Below are 22,477 nucleotides of genomic sequence, written 5' to 3' on the forward strand. Positions count from 1 at the left end.
CTGGTTCCTGCAATCAGTCCCGCACGTGGAAACGGCCACTGTCGACAAAGTCCGACGGAGGGCTTGCGGTGGCGAATGTTTGTGACCACCGGCACCATTGGCCTGCGCTTGAAAGCGGGTACCTCAACTCGACCGCCCAGCCGTTCTCGGTAACGGTAACCGGTTCAGCGAGCACAACATCCGCGCTATACCATGTCGTCAATCTTCCAGAGCCCGGTTTGCCCGTCCCGGCAAGGGCCACCGGTGACGACACCCATTGGCCGGCTTCAGGCTTGGTGAACTGCGGCTGATAAAGTCCCAACTGCCCCTTCCATTGGCTCAGGCTCGAATGAAACTCATCGAATGACGCCATGAGGTGCAGAGTGATGTCCCCATCGGGCGGCTCGAACGCTATGTCGATTGACCAGGTTCGATCGGGAAGAACGGTGGCTTGTCCCAGTTTTTCCCCGTCCCGCAGTAACGTGATCAAGTCGCCAGGCACCGCAAACCCGGCAAACGTCGCCGTTTTGCCAAGGGGTTCTGTAGTAACGGGTGACTCGGCCATTACCGCATTGGGCACGACCTGGCACGGTACGTCAGGGCTTGGAGCTGAAGTTTCGCCCTCGAATGTCTGGGTTGCCCAGAGAAGCCTGTGCCCCGGCTCCAGCGTGATACTGCCTTCTACGGTGCCACTAGGACCGACCTGGATATCGCGCAGCAACGGCTCACCGATCCCCCGACACCAGACGGTAACCAGTGCATCCGGCCGACCTGTGAGCGAGATCGTTGAGGTCCGCGGCAGATCATCCCCCGGGCCCGGAAAGAGGAACACAGGCGGTAGAACCACCACCTTGACTTTGAGGATTGCACTGTGTTTTGACTCTCGATCGTTCAGGGTCTGCTGGGCACTGATATGCCGTTCACCGCGTTTCAGTCCGGTAAGGCAGATGGACCAATCGTTCTGGACGATAGTCACCGGCTCGCCCAAGGTTTTTTCGTACTGCGCATCCCACAGCTGCATCGATGCGCCGGGCATGCCGTTACGACCCATCACCGCCACATCACTGCCGACTTCTGAGTCCGGCGAGGGACTCGTGATCACGGGTACAAGGCGCTCCGCATACGCCGTAAAGGTTACGCGAACGGGCAGCGAGGTTTGCTCGACGATCGTCTGGGTCGCTTCAACGGTATAGGTCTTACCATCGACAAACGGCGCATCGCGCTGATACTCCCAGGCAGTCCCCGAGACTTTAGCGTCATACGATTGCTCGCCATCACTGAACTTGATCTTGACTACCGCGCCAGACTCGCAACGACCAGTGAAGACCGGCTTGAGGCTCCCTTCCGCAGGCTGGTCCAGAATGGGTGACCGAGGCCGGATGCTGACGTGATATTCCAGCCAGCTTTCAAAGTCGTTTAATGTTTGCTGTATGGAGATCTTCCGGTTGTTTGTGGGGCCCCATGGGGTCGATGCTTGCGTCGACCATTGCCGATTTCTGACCGGTGCATCAGGCGCAGCGAACTCACTTTGGCTCAGCCATATTCTGACGGTAGCGCCGGCGACACCTTCCCCGCTGAAGGTGGGCTGGTAGTCGTCGGTGTGATTTACATTGCTGACGGGGGGCAGCTCCTTTTCGACCTCGAATTCGACAGATAAAGAGTCGATCCAGCCTCCGGCATTGTCGTAAATCTGTTGAATCGCCTCGAGCGTGCGGCTGCCCAATTCCCAGCCCGTTGCGCTGGTAGCCCACGTACCGTCGTTTTGCACCGTGGCAACAGCCGGCGCATTGCCCTGGCCTGTTTTCACGGTGAACTGGATGCGTGTGGGGAAGTGGGCATCGTAGTGGCCTTTACCGGAGAACATCACCGTTGTTTCGTCTGGAAAGCCGATTACTGGTAGTTCAGGTTTTGGAGGGCGAATCTTGAAGGCTCGCGGTGCACTGCGTCCGGATGGAACACTGTTCGAGAACTGTTCGACAACAAGAACGCGCGGCCCCGACGGTACCTCAACCTCCACTACCCATTTGCCGCCTTCATCCTGAATAACCGCCGAACCGTAAAGCGGCCCATCAGCCAGATCGGGCAATACCTCGATCCGGGCATTGTGCAGGCCGCCCGTGCCTTCCAGACGGAAATTCTGCTCTTGCAGGCTTGATGCAGGTGGACCCTGAATTTCCGGTAAGTCCAGAAAGATGAAAGTTACGTACTCGCTTAGAATCTGACCCGCGCCAGGCGCCGCATCTTTAAGCGCAACCTTGACGGGTCCGCTGGGTGGAAAATAGTCCGCCCGTTTCTGCCAGGCTGTGTTGCCAAGCTCCGTGTAAAAAGGCCAGGTCAATTCCTGCGAATCAGGCGGAGCAGTAACCACCATGAGCCGCGTATTTGGAGCAGCCGTACCGCTGAAGATCAGATCCTTCATGAGTACGGTCGAACCCGCTTGCGGTGAAGTGATGCGCACCAGATAAACTGACATGACTGCACTCAGATCAGAATCCTTACCATCGACTCGCTGCCTGGCTTGAACGTCCAGCTGATGTAAATGACTTGGCATCGTGACGCGCACCGACCATCTGGCAGCGGTAGCCACAACCGTTCCCAGGTTCTGCCCGGCTGCATTGACAACCGTAACAGTTGCCCCGACAACGGCGCCGCCACCGGTAACATTGAAAGTAGAGGCACTCACACTACGCAGGGGGTCAAGAGTAAGGGGAGGAGGTTTATAGGCCACCGTGATGTACTTTTCCAAACGGACGTCGCCAACGTCGTCTCTGTCGTACTCATAAACAAAACTTATTCTTGTATTACCCTTGGATGCGGTGTAAGTGATGGGCGCATGGGAAATATCATGCCAAGTACCATCCTGACGAGCGTCGCCCGTCAATCCGAAGTGATGGGGAGCGGAGTTAGCCGGACCAGCCCCCAGCCAAACGTTTCCTTCCCAGCGGGTGTTGGCTTTCGCGCGGTACTGCCTTACATAACAAGTAAAGACAAGGCCGTCCCGGCTATAGTTATAATCGACTTTCAGCTCTGCCCAGTATTCACCTTTGGTGGCGCGAATTACTTCACTGATGTTCAATCCACTGTCCAGATCCTCTGCGTAAGCGTCCGTTTCCTCGAAAATCAACTGATTGCTTGCAGAAGAATTCCCCTCACTTGAAATCGCCGATTCCTGAAGCGAGACGTTGGCGGATTTTTTATCGATATCATCATCTTTCTTTTCCATGGCTCAGCCCATGAGTTGCTAGGAGGATTAATCGCAAGGTCGCACATCATTAATGCGCGACCGTCTCGCCAGCACACCTGTCAACTCTGACAGTCCCGACCAACGGTAACTATTCCCACACTGCAACATGCTGACGTCCTTCAGCCGTTAACACGCGGCTACAGCAGGTTGCGCCGTTGCCTACACATCACTCAGAATCCGCCGGCTTGTGCGCTTTGAAGCTGCCCCGTAACGTGATCCGTGCCGCTGCCAATCAGTGGTCGGGTTTAGTCGCCCGGGTCGTGCATTGCGCATAAGCGTCATCAAGTCGGGTAATCCCTATCCCCGCACTCGATGGTGGCTGTTCGCAGGGCGCCTCAGGGCGCGCCGGTTTGTGCACTCCCGGTCGACTAACCTGCTTACAGCCGCCACCCTTTCGTTTAGTCGCGAAGAGGTGGATGCCCCAACTATGAGTGTGCAGACAATGATCAAACCAACACCCAATCCCCCCGAAACCGAAGACTCGACTTCCCCCTACGCTTCTCCCGATTCCACCAGACTCCACGAGGCCGCTGAAAAAGCCCTCGACCACTACCTGAAAAAACCCGCCGCTCCACCTTCGAGCAATTCTGTCGATCGCGGCATGCAGATGTTCATGGTTGCGCCCGACATCAACCCCGAAGCGATGGCCATTCAGACTTACGAAACCTTTTCTTCGGTCAGCATCCTGCTGCTCGATCTGGCGGACAGCCTCGAGGACAAGCCACGGCATCTGGCGATGGCGATTTATCAGTTGAGCGAGATGGGGTTATTGCTGGCGGAGAAGGCGCTGGATCAGGAGCGGGCGATCGCGGTGGCATGACGTCAAGATCAAAAGATCGCAGCCTTCGGCAGCTCCTACAGGGGAAACGCATTCCAAATGTAGGAGCTGCCGAAGGTTGCGATCTTTTGTTGTTCAGGCAGAAGCCGGCAACGGCTGAAAACTGAAGTACTGCTTCAGCGCCAGCACCAGCTCGCCGAACTCCGCCGGCGCACGCCGCAGGATGAAACCGGCGTCGTAGTGCAACGGCGTGGCGTCTTCATGGCACCACATGCAACAAGCGCTGAAATCGATGACTTGCTGACTGCCATCGCGGGCGGGGACTTTGAGGCGTAACTGAAAATCTGCGCCAACCATCATCGGCAACTGGCTGATCAGCATCAGCCCGTCCACCGACACGTTGCCGAGAAAGCCGACGGGTTTGTCGGTGATGCTATTGAACACTCTGAGGTAATACGGCAACTGGTGCCGTTCGATCCGGCGGTCGGTAAACATGATGTGCTGTACGCCATGCAGGGCTCCGCCAGGGAGCCGCACCTGTGCTTCGGAACGAGCCTGTAGGCAGGCCCGCTCTCCCCGCTTCCGGTGTGACGGTCGCGACAATCGCCGTCACTTTTACCACTGCCAGTCGCAGGTGTTGCGCCGCCATCGAGACAAGCCTCGCAAGCGGTTTCCTTGACTATAGCGGAGCTTGTACAGACGGCCAGATTTTGTACGACGGTACCGTCAGAAGCGTGTCGGCCGCACCACCGCAGCGGCGCTGCGTGTCGGGTAATGGCCCAGGCTCTGCAAGGTTTCCAGACGCGCACGGGCGCGGTAGGCATATTCGCTGTTGGGGTACGAAGCGATAATGAACTGGTAGGTCTGCACCGCGTCGATGTACAGCTTCTGCCGCTCCAGGCACTGGCCGCGCATCATCGACACTTCCGGCCACACGTACGGGCGGGCGCGGCTGGCGCGCTCTACTTTGGAAAGTTCAAGCATGACCTGCTCGCAATTGCCACGTTCATAGGCGCTGTAGGCGTTGTTCAAATGATGGTTCATCGACCAACGGGTGCAGCCCGTCGCGGCGAGGACGCTGAGGGCAAGGGCGGCAATGGGCAACAATCGCATGGGGGTTCTCCTGTCTTGTGCTCTGTATCGACCCCTGGTCGAAAATCTTCAGGCGCGTTTGTCCCGAAGTTGCCACGTTCAATAAAGAAAACGATAAGTAGTGCATTCGAACAATGACTACACCCTTCGAGCATAGTAGCCTCTGCCTGCGCTTGAACTCAGGAGTCTTTGCATGTCCGTCCGTCGTACCAAAATCGTCGCTACCCTTGGCCCGGCCAGTAACTCGCCGGAAGTTCTCGAACAGCTGATTCTGGCTGGTCTGGACGTTGCCCGTCTGAACTTCTCCCACGGCACCCCCGACGAGCACAAGGCTCGCGCGAAACTGGTGCGTGACCTCGCTGCCAAGCACGGCCGCTTCGTCGCCCTGCTCGGCGACCTGCAAGGCCCGAAAATCCGTATCGCCAAATTCGCCAACAAGAAGATCGAGCTGAAGATCGGTGACAAGTTCACCTTCTCCACCAGCCATCCGTTGACCGAAGGCAACCAGCAGGTGGTCGGCATCGACTACCCGGATCTGGTCAAGGACTGCGGCGTGGGCGACGAGCTGCTGCTCGACGACGGCCGCGTGGTGATGCGCGTCGATACCCAGACTGACGATGCATTGCATTGCACCGTGACCATCGGCGGCCCGCTGTCCGACCACAAAGGCATCAACCGTCGCGGTGGCGGCCTGACTGCCCCGGCCCTGACGGAAAAAGACAAGGCCGACATCAAGCTCGCCGCCGAAATGGAAGTCGACTACCTCGCGGTGTCCTTCCCGCGTGACGCCGCCGACATGGAATACGCCCGTCAACTGCGTGACGAAGCCGGCGGCACTGCCTGGCTGGTGGCGAAGATCGAACGCGCCGAAGCCGTGGCCGACGACGAAACCCTCGATGGCCTGATCAAGGCTTCCGACGCAGTGATGGTTGCCCGTGGCGACCTCGGTGTGGAAATCGGCGATGCCGAGCTGGTAGGCATTCAGAAGAAAATCATTCTGCACGCACGCCGCCACAACAAAGCGGTGATCGTCGCGACGCAGATGATGGAGTCGATGATCCAGAACCCGATGCCGACCCGCGCCGAAGTGTCCGACGTGGCCAACGCCGTGCTCGACTACACCGACGCCGTGATGCTCTCGGCAGAATCCGCCGCTGGTCTCTACCCGCTGGAAGCCGTGCAGGCGATGGCGCGCATCTGCGTCGGCGCCGAGAAACACCCGACCGGCAAGACGTCCAGCCACCGCATCGGCAAGGAATTCAGCCGTTGCGACGAAAGCATCGCGCTGGCGACCATGTACACCGCCAACCACTTCCCGGGCGTCAAAGCGATCATTGCGTTGACTGAAAGCGGCTTCACCCCGCTGATCATGTCGCGTATCCGCTCCTCGGTGCCGATCTACGCGTTCACCCCGCACCGCGAAGCCCAGGCCCGCGCGGCGATGTTCCGTGGCGTCTACACCATCCCGTTCGACCCGGCCTCGCTGGAACCGCACGAAGTCAGCCAGAAAGCCATCGACGAGCTGACCAAGCGCGGCGTCGTGGAAAAAGGCGACTGGGTCATCCTGACCAAGGGCGACAGCTACCACACCACCGGCGGTACCAACGGCATGAAGATCCTGCATGTCGGTGATCCGCAGGTCTGAGTGACCGGCAGCTGAAACGCAAAAGCCCCGCCATGTGAATGGCGGGGCTTTTTGCTTGAGATTCAACAGATACTTTGTCTGGTAAGGCCCTTTCGCGAGCAGGCTCGCTCCCACAGGAGATTGCATTTCAAATGTGGGAGCGAGCCTGCTCGCGAAAGCGTCTCAAGATTCAGCGAAAAAAACCGCTCAACGCCGCCACCGCCTCCGGCGAACGCAGGCGCTGGGTGAACAACGCACCCTCCTCCTCGATCACCTTGCGTAGCAGATCCCGATCCGGCGCTCGCATCAATTGCTTGCTGATGCGCACCGCTTCGGCCGGCAATTCATCAAACCGCAGCGCCACTTCTCGCGCCTTGCTCAACGCCGCTTCACCGCTGTCCAGCGCTTCGGTGGCGATCCCCCACTGCGCAGCCTGTTCGCCGTTAAAGCCTTCCCCAAGCAGCAATAACTCAGCCGCTTTCGCCTGCCCGAGCAAACGCGGCAGGATCAGGCTGGAACCGAATTCGGGACACAATCCGAGGTTGACGAACGGCATGCGCAGCCTGGCGTCGCGGCTGACATAGACCAGATCGCAGTGCAGCAACATCGTCGTGCCGATGCCTACCGCTGCACCGGCGACGGCGGCGATCACTGGTTTGCGGCATTCGAGCAGGTCAAGCATGAAGTGGAACACCGGGCTGTCGAGGTCGCTCGGCGGTTGCTCGATAAAGTCGGCGATGTCGTTGCCGGCGGTGAAGCACTCGGCGCTGCCAGTGATCAGCACGGCGTTGATTGCCGGGTCACCGTCGGCCTGTTTCAGTGCTTCGGCGAGGCGGCTGTACATGGCGCGGGTCAGGGCGTTTTTCTTGCCCGGGCGGTTGAGGCGCAGGGTCAGCAAACCGCGTTCGCGTTCCAGCACAATCGTTTCAGTCATGGCATGTCTCGCGTCTGAAAATCAGCGCTCAACCACGGCTTACGAACACGTCGGCCAGCAGTTGATTGCGCGGCAATCCGGCCAGGTACAGACGCTTGGCGAACGCATCGACGCTGGCCGTCGAGCCGCAGACTAAGGCGAGAGTCTGCCGGGAAACAAGGCGCAGTTGCGCCAAAGCGGCGGCCGACTCGGCCGCTTTCCACAGCTCGACGCTGAGGTTTTCCCGCTGCGCGGCCAGTGCGGCAAGGGGTTTGGCCAGATAGTGGTCGCGTTCGTCATGGGCCAGGTGAATGACGCGGATGGCGCCTTGGTGATCCTGACGCAAGGCTTCGCGCAGCACACCGAACAACGGACCCAAACCGGTACCGGCGGCCAGCAGCCACAGCGGGCGCGTATGCCAGTCCGGGTCATAGTGCAAAGCACCACCGCGCAGCTCGCCGAGGCGGATCGAATCGCCGATCTGCAGCTTGCGTGCGGCATCGATGAATTCGCCGGGCTGGCGGCAATCGAGGTGAAACTCCAGAAAGCGGTCTTCTTGCGGCAGGCTCGCCAGCGAGTAAGGGCGGGCGATGTGGCCGTTCCACAACACCAGATGCTGGCCGGCGCTGTAGCGCAATGGCCGCTGCGGGGTCAGGCGCAGGCGCAGAACGCTGTCGCTGAGCCAGTCCAGCGCTTCGACCAAGGCCGGCAGACCGTCAGTAATCGGGTCGAAGGTGTGCACCTGCAAGTCTTCGACCACTTGGCATTGGCAGGCCAGGCGCCAACCGTCCTGACGTTGCTCGGCACTCAAGGCATCCGGGCGATTGTCGTTGGGCACACCTCGGATGCATTGCACCAGACAGGCGTGGCAACTGCCGGCGCGACAGCTGTAGGGCACGGCGACGCCGTTGTGGTTGAGGGCATCGAGCAGGTTGCTGCCCGCCTCGACCGTCCACTGCCGATCACCGACACGCAATTCAGGCATCGACGTTCTCCCACGCGGCGGCACAACGATTGCGCCCGTCACGCTTGGCCCGGTACAGCGCCTGATCGGCACGCTGCAACGCCTCATCCAGATCATCGCCAACGGACAGCAGGGTCATGCCCGCCGACAGGCTCAGGTTGCGCACTTGCAGGCCCATCAATTCAACCTCAGTGAAGGCGATGCGCAAACGCTCGCAACACGCGGTCAGGCGTTCGGCATCACAGTCGGGCACCAGCACCACGAATTCTTCGCCACCATAGCGCGCCAGCACGTCACCGTCGCGCAGGCAGGCTTGCGCCACTCCGGCAAACGCCTGCAATACCTGATCGCCGGCGGCGTGGCCGTGCAGATCGTTGATGCGTTTGAAGTGGTCCAGATCGATCAGCGCCAGCCCGTGCATTACGTCGCCGTCCAACGCGTTGAGCTCGCGGGAGGCGATGCGCAGGAAATGCCGGCGATTGAACAGCCCGGTCAGTTCGTCGGTGGCCACCAGATCTTCAAGCTGGCGCATCATCCCGCGCAGGGTGTCCTGATGCGCCTGCAAGGCAAACCGGCGCTGACGCTGACGTTGCCGCGAGACCTGGACAAAGCGTGCGTAAAGCACCAGCCACGCCAAAACCATCGCCAGAATGCACACTTGCAACGCCGCGAGCGCAGGCTCGGCCAAGCGGAAGTGGTAAGCGTCCCACAGGGTAATCGCGGAGAAACTGAAGAACACCAGCAGCGCGCAGCGGATGAACACCCGTCGGGTGAGATGGAATAGGCCGAACAGCAGGATCAGCACATAGAACACCAGAAACGCGCCGCGTGCCTCGTCGACATGGGCGATCAGCCACGTCTGCCAGCCGAGGCCCATCAGCACTTGCGCTTCGGTCAGGCTGGGGTCGGCGAAGCGCTGGTTGCGCCCGCTCCAGAACATGGCGAAAAGGCTCGCCTGACTGATGACCACCAGCGCGCTGCCGATGGCCACTCCACTGAGCGATTGCTGATAATGCCCGGTAAAAAACGCCAGCCACAGCAGCAGCAAAGCCAATCCGTAGGTGGCCGCAGCGAGGGCGAAGCGTTTGAGCAAAAGGCGTTGAATGGCGTTATGGGTCAATCGTTGACTCACCGTGCGATAGGAGGCTGACCGAGTGTCCTACTCTACAGACCGGATGCCACTTTAGAGGCCCGGTCGCTAAATGACCACCGATTTTCGGGCTCGAAAATTGACGTCAAATGCATGACCTGATTGAGCTGCATTGATGCCCGCACCAGGTCCCTGTGGTGAGGGGATTCATCTTCGTTGGGCTGCGAAGTTGCCGCTTGCAACCTGTCAATCACACTGAGCTCGGTTTTACGACTGCTGCGCAGCCGAGCGGGGATAAATCCCCTCGCCACAGGGTCATCCGACCAAAAGCCAATGTGCCCCCACCACCGAGGCGCGGTATACTGCCGCGCCTTTTTAGCGTCGCGCCACAAAAAGACAGCTACAAGCCGCAAGCCTGAAGCGGCAAGCTCAAGCTGTCCGCGTAATGCTTTAACTTGCCGCTCGAAGCTAGAAGCTTGTAGCTGCCCCATCGTGTTTTAGAGGAGCGCGACTCATGACCGTGATCAAGCAAGATGACCTGATTCAGAGCGTTGCCGACGCCCTGCAGTTCATTTCCTATTACCACCCCGTGGATTTCATCCAGGCGATGCACGAAGCCTACCTGCGCGAAGAATCGCCAGCGGCCCGTGATTCGATGGCGCAGATCCTGATCAACTCGCGCATGTGCGCCACCGGCCATCGCCCGATCTGCCAGGACACCGGTATCGTCACCGTGTTCGTCCGTGTCGGCATGGACGTGCGCTGGGATGGCGCCACCATGGGCCTGGACGACATGATCAACGAAGGCGTGCGTCGCGCCTACAACCTGCCGGAAAACGTCCTGCGGGCCTCGATCCTTGCCGACCCGGCGGGCGCTCGCAAGAACACCAAGGACAACACCCCGGCCGTAATTCACTACTCCATCGTCCCGGGTAACACCGTGGAAGTGGACGTAGCGGCCAAGGGCGGCGGTTCCGAGAACAAGTCGAAAATGGCCATGCTCAACCCGTCCGACTCGATCGTCGACTGGGTATTGAAGACCGTGCCGACCATGGGCGCCGGCTGGTGCCCACCGGGCATGCTGGGTATCGGCATCGGCGGCACCGCCGAGAAGGCCGCAGTGATGGCCAAGGAAGTGTTGATGGAATCCATCGACATTCACGAGCTGAAAGCGCGTGGCCCGCAGAACCGCATCGAAGAAATGCGTCTGGAGCTGTTCGAGAAGGTCAACCAGCTGGGCATCGGCGCCCAGGGCCTCGGCGGTCTGACCACCGTGCTCGACGTGAAGATCATGGACTACCCGACCCACGCCGCATCCTTGCCGGTGTGCATGATCCCCAACTGCGCCGCCACCCGTCACGCACACTTTGTGCTCGACGGTTCCGGCCCGGCCTCGCTGGAGGCGCCACCGCTTGATGCCTACCCGGAAATCGTCTGGGAAGCCGGCCCGTCGGCCCGTCGCGTCAACCTCGACACCCTGACCCCGGAAGACGTGCAGAGCTGGAAGCCGGGCGAAACCGTGCTGCTCAACGGCAAGATGCTCACCGGTCGCGACGCCGCGCACAAGCGCATGGTCGAGATGCTCAACAAGGGTGAAACCCTGCCGGTCGACCTCAAGGGTCGCTTCATCTACTACGTCGGCCCGGTTGATCCGGTCGGTGACGAAGTGGTTGGCCCGGCTGGCCCGACCACCGCGACGCGGATGGACAAGTTCACCCGGCAGATCCTCGAGCAGACAGGCCTGCTGGGCATGATCGGCAAATCCGAGCGCGGCCCTACCGCAATCGAAGCGATCAAGGACAATAAAGCCGTGTACCTGATGGCCGTCGGCGGCGCTGCGTACCTGGTTGCGCAAGCGATCAAGAAGTCCAAGGTGCTGGCATTTGCCGAGCTGGGTATGGAAGCGATCTACGAGTTCGAGGTCAAGGACATGCCGGTCACCGTTGCCGTGGACAGCAAAGGCGAGTCCGTGCACATCACTGGCCCGGCGATCTGGCAGCAGAAGATCAGCGAAAGCCTGGCAGTCGAAGTGCAATAAGCTTTGCGCTTCAACAAAACGGCCGGTGCATCTGTAAAGATGCACCGGCCGTTTTTATATGTTCAAACCAATCGCGATAAAAACAGCGCTGATGCACAGAAAATGATCTTGCGCACCTGTCAGATCTGACAGGTACATTTTCTGCCGATACTTGTTAGCGTCGTTCCATACACGCCCACGCTGCGCGCTATGGATTCGACCATGCCCGACCAAGATTTGAGCATCACCGCACCGGCCATCGCCAAGAGTTCATCGATAGCCACGATCGGCAAGAGCTGGAGCGCCGTTGGGCCGACCGGCACTGCCGGATTCGAACTGCCGTGCCCGATGTCGGCCGGTCGTGTTTACAATCCGCAAATGGCCTTGTCATTGAGCAGCCAGAGCGGCAACGGTCCGTTTGGCCTTGGTTGCCACCTGGGGCTGAGCCAGATCCGCCGACGCACCAACAAGGGCGTGCCGCGCTACACCGAGCTTGATGAAATCATCGGTCATGACGGCGAAGTGTGGATGCCGGAGTTGGATGATGAAGGCAACGTGGTGTCGCGCAGGGAAAACACGTTCAGAAAATTACCCATTGCCGAACATGTTGTCGTGGCGTACCGGGCCCGGATAGAAAGCGATTTCTCCCTTCGCCAACGCTGGCAACCCGCTGAGGGCGGCGCCCCCTTCTGGTTGATACACGGCGCCGACGGCACGTTACACGTCTACGGCAAAACCGCTGCCTCCCGCCTCGCCGACCCCGATGATGAATCGCGCATCAGTAGCTGGCTGCTCTGCGAAAGCATGAACGCCCATGGCGAACACATCTTCTACGAGTACAAGCCAGACGATCAATCCGACGAGCCAGAGCCGATTCACGATTACCGTGCACAGCGCTATTTGCGACGGGTGTGTTACGGCAATGCCACCGCCTGCGAACATCTGTATAGCTGGGGCCCGGAGGAACCGGCGGAACTGCAGTGGCATTTTCAACTTGTATTTGACTATGGCGAACGCAGCACCTCGCTGTCAGAGGTTCCGACCTACGCTGAAGCGCGACCCTGGCAGGTGCGGCAGGATCCGTTTTCAACTTATGGACAAGGCTTCGAACTGGGTACCCGCAGGCTCTGCCAGCAAGTGCTGATGTTTCATGACTTCCCACTGGAATGGCCAGACGGGCCGAAATTGATACGGCGTCAGATTCTCGAATACTCGACTGCACGCATCGGTGGCGAGTGGACGTACAGCCAGATCACCGCAGCGCACTATCAGGCCTTCGATGCCGAAGGCAATGTCGAGGACTCACCGCCGGTGGAGTTCGAATACTCTCCTTTCGACATTAATAAAACACCGTCACGCCTTTTGGAAAACGTGATCCAGCCCGGCATTGAAGACGGCGGGTTCTACCAATGCGTCGATCTGTATGGCGAGGGCGTGCCGGGCTTCCTCTGCCGCTACGACAACGCCTGGTATTACCGCGAACCGTTGCGTGCGGTGCCTGGTACTGACGAAATCGGTTACGGCCCATGGACCTTGCTGGACAAGATCCCGGTCGCCGATCGTAACCGGGCCGTGTCGCAACTGCTCGATCTGACCGGCGACGGGCGTCTGGACCTGATCATTGCCAGATTGGGTTACTGCGGCTTTCATGCGCTGAATGCCCAGCGCCAGTTCGAACTGTTTACCTGTTTCGATAAATTCCCCCGAGAGCACCAGGACCTGCGTTTGATCATGGGGGATTTTTGCGGCGACGGCTTGAACTCGGCGGCCCTGGTCAGCACAGACGGTGTGCGCCTGTACGCCAGCCTGCGTGAAAAAGGCTTCGCGGCCGCTGTAGAGGTACGCCATGAATACGAAGACGACCGTTTGCCCGTCTTCAGCAACTCGTCCACTGAACTGGTGCTGCTGGGCAACCTGCTGGGCAGCGACATGCCCGAACTGTGCCGCATCCGCCACGACGAGATCCGCTGCTGGCCGAACCTCGGCCACGGAAAATTCGGTAAAGGTCGCAAGATCAGCGACTTGCCGTTTACCTATGAAGAGTTCGACTCCTCGCGAGTGCGTCTGGCCGACCTCGACGGCTCCGGCGCGCCGGCATTGATCTATCTGAAATCCGACGTGTTCGAGATTTATCTGAACCGAGGCGGCAACGGCCTCAACCAGATTCCCGTCAGCGTGCCGTGGCCTGAAGAAGTGCGCTATGACCGCTTGTGCCAGGTCAGCTTCGCCGACCTGCAAGGTTTGGGTTGCGCCAGCTTGATTCTGACCGTGCCGCATATGCAGCCGAGGCACTGGCGCTACGATTTCGTGGAGGCCAAGCCCTACCTGCCGATCTCCAGCAATAACAACATGGGCTGCGCTTGCAGCGTGACTTATCGCAGCTCGGCGCAGGAATGGCTGGATGAAAAACAGTGGTTTCTGGACAACAAAGCTGTACCCGTCTGCCACTTGCCATTCCCGCTGACCGTGGTCAAGAAACAACAGCAACTGGACGAGATCACCGGCAATCTGTTTACCCAGACGTTCGCCTGGGGCAACGCGTTCTATGACGGCAGGGAACGTGAATTCTGCGGTTTCGGCTATCTGGAGCAAATCGATTGCGAAACCGCCACGGTCAATCCGGACCCGGGGACCAGCGCACCGATGCGGGTGTGCACCTGGTTTCACACCGGCCAGGCCATGGATCGCTCACGCGAGGATTATTTCAATGGGGATTCTGAGGCCTGCCCGCTGGGCAAAACCTTGTTCAGCCTTTATCAGTTGCGCGACAAATGGGATCAGCCGAGCGAACCGCACGATGCCGACAGCCGATACCATATCGCTCGGGCGCTGGTAGGCTTGATCGCTCGCAGCGAAACCTATGCCTATGACAACACCCTTGGCGGCGAAACACTCTATGCGGTTGAAGAAATGCGTTATCTGGTGCGCGAGGTACAGCCTCAGGGTCGCTACTGCGCCCCGGTCCTGCTGGCGTTATTGGCTGAAAGCATCAGCTACCGATACGACGGTTTCCTCAATGACCCGCAGTGCCAGCATGCACTGAATCTGTTCTGGGATGAATTCGGCGCGGTCATCCACGCAATGGTGGTGAGCTACGCGCGCAGGCTGAACGAGCAGAGCCCACCACCTTTCGAAGATAAGGACATGATTCAGTGGTGGCGCGACGCCCACGATGTTGCGCAGCACGCGTTCTACATCAGTGAAACGTACGCGAACTTCATCAATCTTTCTGCCGATCCGCAATATTGGCGCCTGGGCTTGCCGTTTCAGGCGCGCGGCAATGCGCTGAAGTTGCTCAAGGGCGACCTGCCCGGCGGCCTCAATCCCGCTCAGGTGTCATTCGAGTGCCTGCGTGAGCATTGCCATTCCGATCCGTGGAACAAGGCGAGAGTTTTGACCTCGCAATCCGAACAGCTCTACGTGGACACCAACAACCAGCCGATGGAAAAAGGCCTCGCCGGATTCGAAGGCTTGTTCGGTCCGCAGACAATAGCAACGCTGGACAAGACCGCGATTGACGCTTACAGCGTCGTGTCGGAGCGCCCTATTCGCGAGCTTCTGGAGGACATCGGTTACACCGCGATGACGCCGCTTTTCGAAGACAACCGGAGCGACGAAAATAACCTGTATGCGTCGCAATTCAACTTTGCTCAGTACGGTACGCTCGCCGATTTCCACGAAGTGCTCTCATTCAAGGAAACGCTAAGTCACGGCATAACCACAGCGGTGTATGACCCGTATCACCTGACAGTCATCAGCGTACGGTTACCCGACGGTTGTATCGTGCGAATCGAGGAGTTCGATTACCACGCACTGAAACCCCTGCGAATCATCGACGCCAACGAGAACATCGAAGAAGTTATCTACGAGCCCTCCGGTCAGCCGCGAGTCACCAGTTTCCACGGCAAGGAAAACGGCAAAGACGCCGGATTCTACGAGTTGGCCGAATATAACCCCATGCCGGATACCAGCCCGGAATACGCCATCCAGTGTCCAGAAGAAACCGTACAGAACGCCGCGAGTACCCTGCACAAAAATCTGTTCAGCTGGATGGCCAGCATCCCTGCCTCCGTGCAGCAAAGTCGTTGGATCGAACAAGGTGACCTGCTACCCGGCGGACACATCCGCGCCAGCACACGCCGCCGACTGGCCTTTGCCCGGACACTGACGCTCGAAGATCAACAGTTGCTCGTGGCGATAGGCTCTGCATATCGGGAACCGGTACACACCGTGATACTCAGCGCCGACCGCTACCCCGACGATGTCATCGACGCGCAGATTCAGATCGTCAAAGCCTGTGTCGACGGTTTTGGCCGTCCCTTGCAGACCTTGCAATTGGTCGACCCGGGCCTTGCGCATGATGTGGACCCGGCAACAGGTACGTTGCGCCTTGACAACGGTGAGTTACATGCCGATGTACGCTGGCGCGTCAGCGAGCGCGTCGAATACAACAACAAGGGTTTGCCAATACGCCAGTACCGACCGATTTTCGCTAACACGCACCACTACGTCGATGATCAGTCGCTAAACGAGCTCGGGCTCTTCGACCAGCTGTTTTATGACGCACTGGGGCGTCCGACGAAACTGATCAACGCCAAAGGCTACTTTTCCCTCGAGACTTACCATCCGTGGTATCTCACGAGGCAGGACTTCAACGACACCGCCGAAGAGCTGGAGTCCTCTCTCGAGTCAGGCTCATGACCGCCTCCCTGCATTGGCGCACGCCGTCGTTGGCGGTCATCGACGGCCGCGGCCTGCCGATCCGCCAGGTCGCTTACTTGCGTACTCTTGCAGAAGACACACCGAGCGCCTTCGCGACCTGTCAGGACCACGATGTCGCCGGACGAGTGGTGGCGCAACGCGATCCGCGCCTGCTGATGGCCAACACCACCACCGTTTATGCGTTGAACGGTGCCGCAGTCTTCACTGACAGCGTGGATAGCGGCTGGCGCTTGGTATTGCCGGGGCTGGCCGGCGAGCCCCGGCAACGCTGGGACGAACGTGGTCACCACTGGGAGTCGACCTTCGATACGCAGTTGCGCGTGACAACGCTCAAGGAAGTCGGTGACGCTCGGATCGATAGTTTCAGCTATGGCAAGAGTTCTGCCGATGCCGGCCACAACCTGCGCGGGCAGTTGATCAAGCAGGCTGATTCTTCAGGTTCGCTGGACATCACCAGTTACGCCCTCACCGGTCAGGCGCTCGTAGAAACCCGAACCTTTGACGATGGCAAGGCGTTCACCAGCCAACAAGTGTTCAGCCCATTGGGCGCTGTGCTGCAGCAGATCGATGCCGGCGGCCATCGCAAAGCATCTCGTTACGGACTTGCCGGGCAACTCAAGAAGGTCGAGCTGGAAGTCGCAACGAAAGTCACGCAGGTCTTGCAGGATGCGCACTACAACGCCAACAGTCAGATCATCTCGCAACTGGCCGGCAACGGCGTGCTCCGCCAATGGACCTATGACCCGGCGGACGGCCGCCTTGATACACGAACCAGTCAGAAACCCGGTCAGGCCAGATTGCAGGATCTCGCCTATTTCTACGACCGCGTCGGCAACATCATTCGCATTGAAGACCACGCCTTCGAACCCACCTGGTTTGCCAACCAGCGGGTCGATGGCCATCGCGAATTCATCTACGACTCCTTGTACCGGTTGATTCGCGCAACCGGTTACGACGACGCCCTACCCCCGGACATCCCCGGCCTGCCGCAACCGACCGATCCGAAAAACCGCCGCAACTACACCCAGACTTACACTTACGACAAGGGAGGAAACCTGATCGAGTTGTGCCATCAGCGCGACGAGGGTTGTCGCACCAGGCGTATGCACATCGACAGTGAAAGCAATCGCGCAGTACGCCGGGAAACCGGCGATGACGAACCGGACTTTGGCAACTGGTTCGACCTGCACGGCAATCAATCCAGGCTGCGGCACGGCCCGACATTGCACTGGAACAATCGTGACGAGCTGGAACATATAGATCTGGTCATTCGCAAGGACAGCGCCAACGACACCGAGAATTACCGCTACAGCCAGGGCGTGCGGGTACTCAAATATCGCGAAACGGTCGCCAGGGGTGTCAGTCATATCGATAAAGTGCGCTACCTGCCCGGCCTGGAAATCCGCAGCAAAGACAACGGCGAAGAGCTGCACATCATCAGCGTCGGCAACGCGCGGTGTCTGCATTGGGTGAGCAATCCGCCTGCCGCCAACACCCAACTGCGCTATACCCTCGAAGACCATCTCGGCTCTTGTGTGATGGAGCTCAATGAAGAGGCCGTCATCACCAGCGAAGAAGGCTATTACCCGTTCGGCGAAACCGCGTGGATGGCCCCGGAATCGGAAATCGAATACCGCTTCATCCGTTACTCCGGCAAGGAAATGGATGCCAGTGGTTTGTATTACTACGGCGCTCGTTATTACGCGCCGTGGTTGCAGCGTTGGGTCAGTGCAGATCCGGCGGGGGATGTGGATGGGTTGAATCTGTATGGGTTTGTGGGGAATAACCCACTCACTTACTTGGATGATCAAGGTCGCTTCAGGCTTCCCTTTGCGATTATTGAGCGATGGAAAACATCATTTGGAAATGGCGATCCGGCCAGCTCCTTCGACCTGAAGATTTTCAGGCATCTCGAATTGCTTGATGAGGTTACGCTGGGTGTTCGCGACACCGCAAAGCAGATACTCAACCATCGTCATGCAAAGAACCATGCCAAATCCAGTGCAGAACGAACCACCTTCACGCTCGCGGAGAAAGGTGTTTCCACGATTGCCACAGCCGGTGTGGGCGCATTGCTAGGCACGCCCGGCGGGCCTTTGGGTATGCTGGCGGGCGCGGCGGCCGGGCTGTTGTTCGGCAAAGCCATCAGCACAACAACGGGTTATATAGGTAAAAAAACCGGAGCAAGCACTTCGATAAACCTGCAATCTGGTCGTCTGAATCCTGACAAGATACTGAAGAAAATTCGCTCCGAAACTTCGGACCGCTATTTGATGGACACGTTATCCAAATGGTTGCCAACCAATGAGGAGGGGAGAAAAAATCTTGGAAAAGAAGTGGTCGTTTTCGCGGCAAAAAAGGTACCGCTCGCGGGCCAGGGTCTAAGCATGGGATTCAAGGTGGCCGATCTTCTTGAAGAAGTGAATGCGGCAGGAAAAGATCTGACTGAGAAACAGTTCAATGAACTCGATAACGACATCGTTGACATGATGGCAACTATAGAACGAGGCACAGGGCGGCTATTGGCGTTGGCAGAGAGTTTCAACCGCTCAAGAGTACTTGGCTACTCCATGGAGCGAATCAAGGAAAAAAGCGAAAAACGCGTCAACATGCTCAAGGAACTGCGAGTTTTATTGCACTCCGGGTCCAAAAAAGGGAAAGCTGCATAGTCAGACTGACGCGAGCACTGAAACGGGAACAGCCGCATGTTATCGTGCCGGCCCGACCTCTGATTTCAGTCCCAACATGCATGCGATTTCTCGCAACTGGCGCATGTCATTTTATGCGCTTCTCATCATCGCCGGCACGGTCATTGCCGCGACGCTCGCGATGCGCCACGCGGAACGTCAGGCGCTGGAAGAGGACGCCGCCCGCGCCAATCAGCAACTGGGGTTGTACGCCAACTCCTTGCACACCCTGATCGACCGCTATCGCGCCCTGCCCGCCGTGCTGGCGCTGGATCCGCAATTGCGTTCGGCCCTGGCCGGCCCGGTCGATGCTGCGCAGCAAGCGGCATTGAATGTGAAGCTGGAAAAGATCAACGGTGCGGCGCAGTCCTCGACCCTTGAACTGCTCGATCGTACCGGCCTGGCCGTGGCCGCCAGCAACTGGCGCTTGCCCAGCAGTTACGTTGGCCACAATTACGGCTTCCGCCCTTACTTCAGCCAGACCCGCACCCAAGGCACCGGGCGTTTTTACGCGGTAGGCGTGACCAGCGGCATTCCCGGGTATTTCCTTTCCAGCGCCGTACTTGGCGACAACGACGAGTTTCTCGGCGCGATGGTGGTCAAGCTGGAATTCCCGGAGCTGGAACGCGAATGGAGCCAGGGCAGCGACACGCTGCTGGTTAGCGATGCACGCGGGATCATCTTTATCGCCAATCAGCCGGGCTGGCGTTATCGCGCCTTGCGGCCGTTGAGCGCCGATGATCTGGCCGAGATCAAAACCACGCGTCAGTACGACAAGCAATCGCTGGTACCGTTGACCCATTTGCCGCTACGGCGCTTCGATGACAACAGCGATCTGCGCCGGGTCGAAGGTCCGCAGGGCACGGCGGACTATTTATGGGAATCGCTGCCGCTGGCGACCGAAGGCTGGACCCTGCACCTGTTGCGCCGTCCGCAAGTGGCCTTCGAAGATTTGCGCAACGCCGCGCTGGCCGCCGCCGGTGTGTGGCTGGCGCTGGTGTTCTTGTTGCTGTTTCTCAATCAGCGCTGGCGGCTGGCCAAGGTCCGTCAGCGCAATCGCGAAGAACTCGAGCGTCTGGTCGAGGAGCGCACCCGCGACTTGCGCACCGCCCAGGAAGGTCTGGTGCAATCGGCCAAACTCGCCGCGCTGGGGCAGATGTCCGCCGCACTGGCCCACGAAATCAATCAACCGCTGACCGCCCAGCGCATGCAATTGGCGACTCTGCGCCTGCTGCTCGAACATGGCCGCGTCGATGACGCCTACAAGGCGCTGAAACCGGTGGACGACATGCTCACGCGCATGGCCGCCCTCACCGGCCACCTCAAGACCTTCGCCCGCAAGAGCCCGAGCGGCTTGCGCGAACGTCTGGATCTGGCAACGGTGATCGATCAATCACTGCAACTGCTCGATGCGCGGCTGCGTGACGAGCAGGTCAGCCTGGTGCTGCATCTGGCGCGACCGGCGTGGGTGCGCGGTGATGCGATTCGTCTGGAACAAGTACTGATCAACCTGCTGCGCAATGCGCTGGACGCTATGCATGGCAAAACCTGCAAGCGTCTGGAAATCCGTCTGGAGGCCGATGAGCAATTGTGGCGGCTCAGCGTCAGCGACAACGGCGGCGGCATTGCCGAGGAACACCTCGGCCAAGTGTTCGATCCGTTCTTTACCACCAAACCGGTGGGCGATGGTCTGGGTCTGGGGCTGGCGGTATCCTTCGCCATCGTGCATGAATCCGGCGGGCGCCTGAGCGTGGAGAATGGCGACCACGGCGCGGTGTTCAGCCTGACCCTGCCAATCGATCTGGAGGCACACATCTGATGCTCAATTCGGTGATGGTGGTCGACGACGAAAGCAGCATTCGCAGCGCCGTCGAACAGTGGTTGAGCCTGTCGGGGTTTCAGGTGCAGTTGTTCAGCCGTGCCGAAGAATGCCTCGCCGCGCTCCCGGAACATTTTGCCGGGGTGATCCTCAGCGACGTGCGCATGCCCGGCATGGACGGCTTGCAATTGCTCGCCGAAGTGCAAAAGCGCGACGCCGATCTGCCGGTGATTCTGCTCACCGGCCATGGCGACGTGCCGATGGCGGTCGAAGCCATGCGCGATGGCGCCTACGACTTTCTGGAAAAACCGTTCAGCCCGGAAACCCTGCTCGGCAGCCTGCGCCGGGCGCTGGACAAACGCCGCCTGGTTCTGGAAAACCGTGCCCTGCACGAACTGGCTGACAACCGCGCAAAGCTCGATGCGACACTGCTCGGCGTGTCCCGCGGTTTGCAGACATTGCGTCGGCAAGTGCTGGATCTGGCGACGTTGCCGGTCAACGTGCTGATCCGGGGCGAAACCGGCAGCGGCAAGGAGCTGGTCGCACGTTGCCTGCATGATTTCGGCCCGCGCGCCGGTAAGCCCTTTGTAGCGCTCAATTGCGCGGCGATCCCCGAGCAACTGTTCGAGGCCGAACTGTTCGGCCATGAGAGCGGCGCGTTTACCGGCGCCTCGGGCAAGCGCATCGGCAAGCTGGAATACGCCGATGGCGGCACGCTGTTTCTCGACGAGATCGAAAGCATGCCGCTGGCCCAGCAGGTGAAATTGCTGCGGGTCTTGCAGGAACAAAAGCTCGAACGGCTGGGTTCGAACCAGAGCATTCGCGTTGATTTGCGTATCGTCGCGGCGACCAAACCGGACCTGCTCGACGAAGCTCGCGCCGGGCGTTTTCGTGAGGACCTGGCGTATCGCCTCAACGTCGCCGAACTGCGCTTGCCGCCGCTGCGTGATCGCCGCGAAGACATTCCATTACTGTTTGAAACCTTCGCGCAGAACGCCGCCCAGCGTCTGGGCCGGACCTTTCCGCCGTTGACCGGTGCGCAGCTCAGTCACTTGCTCAGCCATGACTGGCCGGGCAATGTTCGCGAACTGGCCAACGTTGCTGAGCGTCAGGTGTTGGGGCTGGATGAACCGGTCGCCGGAATCGATCCGGGGCAATCGCTGGCGGCGCAGCAGGAAGCCTTCGAAGCGCAATGCCTGCGCGCGGCGTTGACCCGGCACAAGGGTGATGTCAAAGCCGTGCTCGAAGAACTGCAACTGCCGCGCCGCACGTTCAATGAAAAGATGCAGCGGCATGGGTTGAGTCGGGAGATGTTTCTGGCGGAGTGAGGCAGAGATTTGTGGTGTAGCTGAAATCCATCCCCCTCACCCCAGCCCTCTCCCCCAGGGGGGCGAGGGGGAAGGGAGCCGATTTCCGTGCTTTCCCGAATCTGTATTCGGCTCGATATTGCAGGTCGATGTAACCCACGAGAACACCTCGGTCAGTCCCCTCTCCCTCTGGGAGAGGGCTAGGGTGAGGGGCTTTTGATCTTCACGCGGTAAGCGGAAA

Annotated in this window: 13 protein-coding genes; 7 read left to right on the forward strand and 6 right to left on the reverse strand. The window is 59.4% G+C overall.

Features of this window, described 5'->3' with window-relative positions; all coding sequences use genetic code 11:
• Positions 1–13: 13 nt before the first annotated feature.
• Positions 14–3,202, reverse strand: a complete 3,189-nt coding sequence (locus HU724_RS22205) for an Ig-like domain-containing protein (protein WP_186567626.1) — start codon at positions 3,200–3,202, stop codon at positions 14–16.
• 463 nt (positions 3,203–3,665) lie between these two features.
• Here HU724_RS22205 and HU724_RS22210 point away from each other — a divergent pair, with 463 nt between their 5' ends.
• The gene (locus HU724_RS22210; protein WP_186567734.1) at positions 3,666–4,043 is read left to right on the forward strand and encodes a DUF6124 family protein; all 378 of its coding nucleotides are present in this window, start codon (positions 3,666–3,668) and stop codon (positions 4,041–4,043) included.
• 93 nt (positions 4,044–4,136) lie between these two features.
• On the opposite strand, the gene HU724_RS22215 is transcribed toward HU724_RS22210, so the two are convergent.
• Both HU724_RS22215 and HU724_RS22220 read right to left on the reverse strand, forming a co-directional pair.
• Positions 4,137–4,496 (reverse strand): PilZ domain-containing protein, encoded by a 360-nt coding sequence (locus tag HU724_RS22215; protein ID WP_137214026.1) that lies wholly within the window; start codon positions 4,494–4,496, stop codon positions 4,137–4,139.
• Between the two features lie 231 nt (positions 4,497–4,727).
• The gene (locus HU724_RS22220; RefSeq protein ID WP_016773461.1) at positions 4,728–5,114 is read right to left on the reverse strand and encodes a tetratricopeptide repeat protein; all 387 of its coding nucleotides are present in this window, start codon (positions 5,112–5,114) and stop codon (positions 4,728–4,730) included.
• Between the two features lie 172 nt (positions 5,115–5,286).
• Between HU724_RS22220 and pyk the strand changes: the two genes are divergently transcribed.
• Positions 5,287–6,738, forward strand: a complete 1,452-nt coding sequence (gene pyk / locus HU724_RS22225) for a pyruvate kinase (RefSeq protein WP_101155690.1) — start codon at positions 5,287–5,289, stop codon at positions 6,736–6,738.
• 169 nt (positions 6,739–6,907) lie between these two features.
• On the opposite strand, the gene HU724_RS22230 is transcribed toward pyk, so the two are convergent.
• The 3 genes from HU724_RS22230 to HU724_RS22240 are packed head-to-tail and all read right to left on the reverse strand — an operon-like array spanning position 6,908 to position 9,714.
• A complete protein-coding gene (locus tag HU724_RS22230; RefSeq protein ID WP_186567624.1) occupies positions 6,908–7,651 on the reverse strand; it encodes an enoyl-CoA hydratase-related protein in 744 nt (247 codons plus the stop codon).
• Positions 7,652–7,679: 28 nt separating this feature from the next.
• The gene (locus HU724_RS22235; RefSeq protein WP_186567622.1) at positions 7,680–8,615 is read right to left on the reverse strand and encodes an iron-sulfur-binding ferredoxin reductase; all 936 of its coding nucleotides are present in this window, start codon (positions 8,613–8,615) and stop codon (positions 7,680–7,682) included.
• Entirely contained in the window at positions 8,608–9,714 is a 1,107-nt protein-coding gene (locus HU724_RS22240) for a GGDEF domain-containing protein (protein WP_186567620.1), read from the reverse strand. The genes HU724_RS22235 and HU724_RS22240 overlap by 8 nt, the downstream gene beginning before the upstream one ends.
• A gap of 484 nt (positions 9,715–10,198) precedes the next feature.
• Between HU724_RS22240 and HU724_RS22245 the strand changes: the two genes are divergently transcribed.
• The 5 genes from HU724_RS22245 (at position 10,199) to HU724_RS22265 (ending at position 22,257) form a co-directional block, all read left to right on the forward strand.
• Entirely contained in the window at positions 10,199–11,722 is a 1,524-nt protein-coding gene (locus tag HU724_RS22245; RefSeq protein ID WP_007916251.1) for a fumarate hydratase, read from the forward strand.
• Positions 11,723–11,923: 201 nt separating this feature from the next.
• A complete protein-coding gene (locus tag HU724_RS22250) occupies positions 11,924–16,402 on the forward strand; it encodes a SpvB/TcaC N-terminal domain-containing protein (RefSeq protein WP_186567618.1) in 4,479 nt (1,492 codons plus the stop codon).
• On the forward strand, positions 16,399–19,092 hold the full coding sequence (locus tag HU724_RS22255; RefSeq protein WP_186567616.1) for an RHS repeat domain-containing protein: 2,694 nt from the start codon (positions 16,399–16,401) through the stop codon (positions 19,090–19,092). The genes HU724_RS22250 and HU724_RS22255 overlap by 4 nt, the downstream gene beginning before the upstream one ends.
• A gap of 76 nt (positions 19,093–19,168) precedes the next feature.
• A complete protein-coding gene (locus tag HU724_RS22260) occupies positions 19,169–20,929 on the forward strand; it encodes a sensor histidine kinase (RefSeq protein ID WP_186567614.1) in 1,761 nt (586 codons plus the stop codon).
• Positions 20,929–22,257 (forward strand): sigma-54-dependent transcriptional regulator, encoded by a 1,329-nt coding sequence (locus tag HU724_RS22265; protein WP_186567612.1) that lies wholly within the window; start codon positions 20,929–20,931, stop codon positions 22,255–22,257. Before HU724_RS22260 ends, HU724_RS22265 begins: the two co-directional genes overlap by 1 nt.
• The last annotated feature ends 220 nt before the right edge of the window (positions 22,258–22,477 follow it).

This window comes from Pseudomonas iranensis (assembly GCF_014268585.2).
Classification (GTDB): Bacteria; Pseudomonadota; Gammaproteobacteria; order Pseudomonadales; family Pseudomonadaceae; genus Aquipseudomonas; species Aquipseudomonas iranensis.